Here is a 3,212-nt window from a genome sequence, read left to right as displayed (position 1 = left end):
GTTGCATCAAAGAAATCTATAGTGCTCCAACTACTGGATGCGGTACATACGGTTCTTCTAAATAAGCAACTTCTTCGGGGGTTAATTTAATCGATAATGCGCCAACGGCATCTTCAAGATGGGATATTTTCGTCGCCCCTATAATGGGTGAGGTTATCGTTTCTTTTTGCAGCAACCAAGCAATTGCAATTTGTGAACGAAGAACACCGTGTTTTTCCGCCAGTTCGGCGACCCGATCTACAATGATACGGTCAGTGCTTGCAGTTGCATCGTATTTTGATTTCTGTACACTGTCGGTTTCAGATCGAAGCGTATGTTCTGACCAATCGCGTGTTAATCTGCCTGAAGCAAGCGGGCTATATGGAGTTACCCCAATTTTTTCCTCCTTACAGAGCGGCAACATCTCCCGTTCCTCTTCACGGTAGATAAGATTAAGATGATTTTGCATCGATACAAACCGGGTCCACCCGTATTTCTCTGCCACATTCAATGCCTTGAGGAACTGCCATGCGTACATTGCAGAAGCACCAATATATCTAGCTTTACCCGCTTTTATAACATCATGTAATGCCTCCATGGTTTCTTCGATAGGAGTGTGATAATCCCAACGGTGGATGATATAAAGATCTACATAATCTGTTCCTAACCGTTTAAGGCTCTTATCAATTTCACTCATAATATGTTTTCGCGAGAGTCCTCTGCCATTCGGTTTTTGGCTGTTTAAATCTTTTCCCGTAGGAAAATAAACCTTTGTCGCAATAACTACCTCGTCTCGGTTGGCAAAATCCTTAAGAGCACGACCAACAAATTCTTCACTTGTTCCGTCTGAATAAACATTGGCGGTATCAAAAAAATTGATCCCTAAATCGAGAGCTTTTTTGATAATTTGGCGACTGCTCTCTTCATCGATCACCCAGGGGTGAACACAGCGTTCTTTCACACCAAAACCCATACATCCAAGACTCAGACGGGATACATCCAATCCTGAATTTCCAAGTTTCACGTACTCCATTTTGTTCACCTTCTTACTAAATGATTAATTACAATCCCCTGTACTCTTAATATGACTCAAATGAGATCGGGGCAGGTATCACAATCCTGCCAAATGATTGCATAATCCTCTCACAACCATTCACGAAATCGATGAATAGGATTTATAATGGAACCATCCGATTAGGCAAAGGAAGATTATAGATGTTTGATCAATTATATAGGCAAAGAGCAGAGCTCGCCGAAATGATAGAGAAGCACACTGGCCAAGACGGAACTCAAGCGACTGCTATTCCTTCTTTACTTTTCTCACGGTACTCCAGCCATATTGGGCCGATGTACGGGGTTCATAAACCGTCCTTGTGCATTGTCGTTCAAGGAGCGAAAGAGGTGATGCTTTCACAGGAACGTTTTCTATATGGTCCTGCTGATTACCTGATTGCATCCGTAAAACTGCCAATTACCGGACAAGTTACGGAAGCCTCACCTAAAGTTCCTTATCTGGCCCTAAAAATTGAATTCACAGTCCATGAAATTTTAGAAGCGCTGCATGATTTCCAATTGGGTGTCGAAAAGAAAGAAAATGCGAGACGAGGAATGTATGTCAGTAAAATAGAGCCTTCTTTGCTGGACGCAGTAACAAGATTAGCTCGATTACTGGATCATCCAGTGGATCATAAAATGCTCGCCCCTATCATTAAGAAAGAAATCATCTACAGAGTTCTCCAAGGAGAGCATGGAGCCACACTAAAACAAATCGCAATAGAAGGAAGTTCCACCAGCCAAGTTAGTGATGTGATTGAATATATCATGAATCATTTTGAACAGTCTTTTAAGATTGAAGACCTTGCAAAAATAGCAAATATGAGTGTTTCTTCCCTGCATCGCCACTTCAAAGAGGTAACGACCATGAGCCCGATTCAATTCCAAAAACAACTGAGGCTGCAAGCTGCACGGAGTTTATTATTATCTGAATCCGCAGATGCAGCAGAAGTTGCTTTCCGGGTGGGTTATGATAGTCCATCGCAGTTTAGCCGTGAATACTCGCGCATGTTTGGCTTGCCGCCCAAAAAAGATATAATGCGCCTGTTAAATCACAGTGACAAGATGATTAATGCGTAATGCCTAAGTATGATCTACTACCCCCAAGCAAGGAGGAGCGGGCATGAAGAACACCCGTTGCGCTGTACCAGGAACAGCCTTGGAAAAGAGCGGCTTCTATTACACGCTGTCCATTATCGGCGGAAAATATAAAATGACCATCATGTATTTACTCGCGGAGCATAAGGTTTTACGACACAATGAAATTCACCGACACCTGGAAAGCGTCTCCTATAAAACGCTAAGTGTTATGCTGAAAGAGCTTATGGCCGATGGCATTATTTCGCGCAAAGAGTACCCGCAGATTCCTCCCAAAGTGGAATATTCACTGACCGAGCGGGGACAATCCCTCATCCCGATCTTAAACATGATGTGCGATTGGGGGGAGCAGAATCGGGAGACTTATAACTTATCCAAAAACTCCAGATAGTCTTTAACGCCTTGCTCGATTTCTTCTGAACTTGAAGAATACTCCTCGCCAGGGACGATCTCTGCACCGTAAAAAGCGAAAAACGAGCGATAATCCGCACGACAATAATAGCGGAAAGTGGTCTCAAACGGTGTCAGCAACTGTTCCAACGTATAGTGGTATCGGCCGCTTTCCAGATAATCGCTCTTCCGGATCCCCGCGGTGACTGCCAAAGCTACTTTTTTCCCCTGCAGCTTGTCTCCCCCGTTCCTGCCGTAAGCCCAGCCTTGAGTCAGCACTTCGTCCAGCCAAGTTTTCAGAATGGGCGGGCATGAGAACCATTGGATCGGAAACTGCAGAACGAGATGATCGTGAGCCTCGACCAGCTTCTGCTCTTGTTCCACATCGATGATCCCATCTGGATAAGCGGAAGTTAATTCATGGACGGTATATGTTTCGGGATATTTTCGCAATTCTTCGATAAACCTCTTGTTAATGACAGACTTAGAAATGTTGGGATGCGCCACAATGATGAGTGTTTTCATGGAGAACCTCCTGTTTCTTGTTTTGAGAATCATTTTATTGGAGTTGAAAAATAAAACAAGAACGCACTTTAAAGTGGGGTACTTACCTCGAAGTAAGGGAATCCAATCATAACCACCCGTCCAACGGGTGGTTTGCTCTTGGGGTATAACCCCTTGTTGCCAAACTG

General features: G+C 43.8%; 4 protein-coding genes. 2 read left to right on the top strand and 2 right to left on the bottom strand.

What is annotated here, in order from left to right; all coding sequences use genetic code 11:
- Positions 1 to 16: 16 nt before the first annotated feature.
- Positions 17 to 1,012 carry an aldo/keto reductase gene (locus PBA01S_RS22405; RefSeq protein ID WP_127576770.1) on the bottom strand — a complete coding sequence of 332 codons (996 nt, stop codon included), beginning with the start codon at positions 1,010 to 1,012 and terminating at the stop codon, positions 17 to 19.
- Between the two features lie 182 nt (positions 1,013 to 1,194).
- Here PBA01S_RS22405 and PBA01S_RS22400 point away from each other — a divergent pair, with 182 nt between their 5' ends.
- Positions 1,195 to 2,112 (top strand): AraC family transcriptional regulator, encoded by a 918-nt coding sequence (locus PBA01S_RS22400; protein WP_028540039.1) that lies wholly within the window; start codon positions 1,195 to 1,197, stop codon positions 2,110 to 2,112.
- Between the two features lie 43 nt (positions 2,113 to 2,155).
- Complete coding sequence (locus PBA01S_RS22395) at positions 2,156 to 2,521, top strand: winged helix-turn-helix transcriptional regulator (RefSeq protein ID WP_028540038.1); 366 nt, start codon at positions 2,156 to 2,158, stop codon at positions 2,519 to 2,521.
- On the opposite strand, the gene PBA01S_RS22390 is transcribed toward PBA01S_RS22395, so the two are convergent.
- Positions 2,494 to 3,045 carry an NAD(P)H-dependent oxidoreductase gene (locus PBA01S_RS22390; protein WP_085170912.1) on the bottom strand — a complete coding sequence of 184 codons (552 nt, stop codon included), beginning with the start codon at positions 3,043 to 3,045 and terminating at the stop codon, positions 2,494 to 2,496. The two genes, PBA01S_RS22395 and PBA01S_RS22390, sit on opposite strands and share 28 nt — an antisense overlap.
- Positions 3,046 to 3,212 lie beyond the last annotated feature (167 nt).

The organism is Paenibacillus barengoltzii NBRC 101215 (genome assembly GCF_004000745.1).
Taxonomy (GTDB): domain Bacteria; phylum Bacillota; class Bacilli; order Paenibacillales; family Paenibacillaceae; genus Fontibacillus; species Fontibacillus barengoltzii.
Note: the sequence above shows the minus strand (reverse complement) of the source record. Positions and strands in the feature narration are given on the sequence as shown.

Bases quoted from the DNA above. Each gene is read 5' to 3' on its own strand.
- PBA01S_RS22395 (WP_028540038.1), top strand. From the start codon at position 2,156: ATGAAGAACACCCGTTGCGCTGTACCAGGAACAGCCTTGGAAAAGAGC.
- PBA01S_RS22390 (WP_085170912.1), bottom strand. From the start codon at position 3,045: ATGAAAACACTCATCATTGTGGCGCATCCCAACATTTCTAAGTCTGTC.
- PBA01S_RS22405 (WP_127576770.1), bottom strand. From the start codon at position 1,012: ATGGAGTACGTGAAACTTGGAAATTCAGGATTGGATGTATCCCGTCTG.
- PBA01S_RS22400 (WP_028540039.1), top strand. From the start codon at position 1,195: ATGTTTGATCAATTATATAGGCAAAGAGCAGAGCTCGCCGAAATGATA.